Origin of the sequence: Streptomyces sp. SID3343 (genome assembly GCF_009865215.1) — a bacterium.
Taxonomy (GTDB): domain Bacteria; phylum Actinomycetota; class Actinomycetes; order Streptomycetales; family Streptomycetaceae; genus Embleya.
Genome location: NZ_WWJX01000543.1, coordinates 1 through 2,089, shown reverse-complemented (window position 1 = coordinate 2,089; position 2,089 = coordinate 1). Strand labels below are relative to the sequence as shown.

General features: G+C 71.6%; 2 protein-coding genes. One reads left to right on the top strand and one right to left on the bottom strand.

Features of this window, described 5'->3' with window-relative positions; genetic code table 11:
* Positions 1 to 14: 14 nt before the first annotated feature.
* The gene (locus GT354_RS16760) at positions 15 to 965 is read right to left on the bottom strand and encodes an NADP-dependent oxidoreductase (RefSeq protein ID WP_161357107.1); all 951 of its coding nucleotides are present in this window, start codon (positions 963 to 965) and stop codon (positions 15 to 17) included.
* 82 nt (positions 966 to 1,047) lie between these two features.
* Between GT354_RS16760 and GT354_RS16755 the strand changes: the two genes are divergently transcribed.
* On the top strand, positions 1,048 to 1,620 hold the full coding sequence (locus tag GT354_RS16755) for a TetR/AcrR family transcriptional regulator (protein ID WP_161357106.1): 573 nt from the start codon (positions 1,048 to 1,050) through the stop codon (positions 1,618 to 1,620).
* Positions 1,621 to 2,089: the final 469 nt, after the last annotated feature.

The window sequence follows — 2,089 nt, the reverse complement described above, 5'->3', positions numbered from 1 at the left end:
GGCCGGCGGGGCGATCACAGGACGAGCATGAGCTTTCCGCCGGGGCGACCGGACCGGCTGAGTTCGGCCGCTTCCTCGATCCGGTCGAGCGTGTAGGTGCGGGCGACCGGTACGACCAGGACGCCTTCGCCGGCGAGCCGGGCGAACTCGTCCATCCGGTCGTAGCGCATCTCGGTGGTGATCCGGACGCCCAAGTCGGCCGCGGCGGCGAAGTCCGAGACGGTGAGGACCCGGTCGGGATCACCGGTCAGCCCGATCAAGGTCGGTAGCGAGCCGCCGGCCGGGCTGGGCTGGTCGGCGCGGTCGATCCGGCCCCCGGTCGGCGTCGTGTCCAGGGCCCGGTCGATCCGGCCTCCGGCCAGTGCGGCGACGCGTTCGGCCATGCCCTCGCCGTAGGCGGTCACTTGGGCGCCGATCTCTTCCAGGGCGCCGGCCCGGGTCGGCCCGGCGGTGGCGATCACCCGAACACCCCGGTGCAGCGCGAACCGCACCGCCGCCTCACCCACGGTGCTGCCCGCGCCGTGGACGAGCAGCAGCTCACCAGGCTCGACACCGAGGTCGTCGAGCGCGCGCCACGCCGTCTCGGCCGCCATCGGCAATGCGGCGGCCTGCTCGGCGGTGACGCCGTCGGGAATGCGTGCCCAGGCCGGCATCAGGGCGTACTCGGCGGCGCCGGCCGTCGAGCCGTGGAAGACGGCCGGGCCGAACACGCGGTCGCCGATCCGGACATCGGTGACGCCCTCGCCGAGCGCGTCGACGGTGCCCGCGATCTCCAGGCCGAGCCCGCGCGGCAGCGGCGGCAGATGGTCGGCGAGGAGACCGTCGACGATGTGCCAGTCGGCCGGCGTCAGGCCGCACGCCCGCACGGCGATCCGGATCTGACCGGGGCCCGGCTCCGGCTGTGGGACGTCGCGGAGCACGATCACGTCCGGGGAACCGAACCGGTCGAACTGAAGAGCCTTCATGACAACCTCCTGGGCGATAACAGCATCTGTTGTCATCGACCCTACCAGCCGACAACAGCTTCTGTTGTCGTAAGCTTGGGGTATGCCGAGATGGGAATCCGACGCACAGGGCCGGCTCGAACGCGCGGCGCTCGAACTGTTCGAGACGCAGGGGTTCGAGCGCACCACGGTCGCGCAGATCGCGGGCGCCGCCGGTCTGAAGGAGCGCTCCTTCTACCGCTACTTCCCCGACAAACGCGAAGTCCTCTTCGCCGGTAACGAACTCGAGGCCCATCTCGTCGCCCAGTTCGAGGCGACCGACCCGGGCCTCACGCCGATCGAGGCGCTGCTGACCGCGCTGAGAAGCGCCGAGGAGATCTTTCGCCCACGCGAGTTCCTGCTGCGTCGCGTCAGAGTGATCGCCGCCAACCCGGCACTGGCCGAGCGCGATCTGATCAAGCTCGCCGACATCGCCGACGCGCTGGCGCGGGCGCTTGAGCACCGCGGCGTCGAGCCCGGCCAGGCACGCTTCGTCATCGACGTGGTGCTGGCGATCCACCGGCGCGCCGCGTCCCGCTGGCTGACCGACCCGGACGCGTCCCTCTCCCAGCTCATCACCCAGGCCGCCGACGAGCTGCGCGAGGCGGTCGCGCTGCCGGCTCCGACGGCCCGCTGAGTCGGTTCCGGGCTCCCGAAACTGTGCCCTGGACTCCCGAAGCCGGCCGCAACGGGCACGAAGGTGTCCCGTCCCCGGTCGGGCTGTCCGGCTGTCCGCGCGATGAGCAGCCCTGATGGGCAGCCTTGAATCGACGACGAGGTCCTTGACACGCCGGCCGCGCGTGAACGAGCGCGAACCGCTGTCGAGGATTCGGATGGGGTGGCTCCAGCCGACCTCGCGTGACCCGACGGTCATTCTTGGCCCGCAGCGCCGCGGTTGATCTGCGTGGGTTCGATCAAGCGGCGGATCGGTGTCCGGGTGCCGGCGACATCGTCCATGTGGGCAAAGCGCCGAAGCGGCCTCCTCGGCCGCATGGGTCGCGCCCCGGCCGGCGCGACTTGGTGCCGGCTGTCTTTTTGGGGAACTCGGCTCGATCAGGCGGTGGGCGGCGGGAAGGGTCGGCGGTCGGCGGTCGGCGGTCGGCGGT

What these genes read in the sequence shown, in the direction of transcription:
- GT354_RS16755 (WP_161357106.1), top strand. Translation starts at nt 1,048, where the DNA reads ATGCCGAGATGGGAATCCGACGCACAGGGCCGGCTCGAACGCGCGGCG.
- GT354_RS16760 (WP_161357107.1), bottom strand. Translation starts at nt 965, where the DNA reads ATGAAGGCTCTTCAGTTCGACCGGTTCGGTTCCCCGGACGTGATCGTG.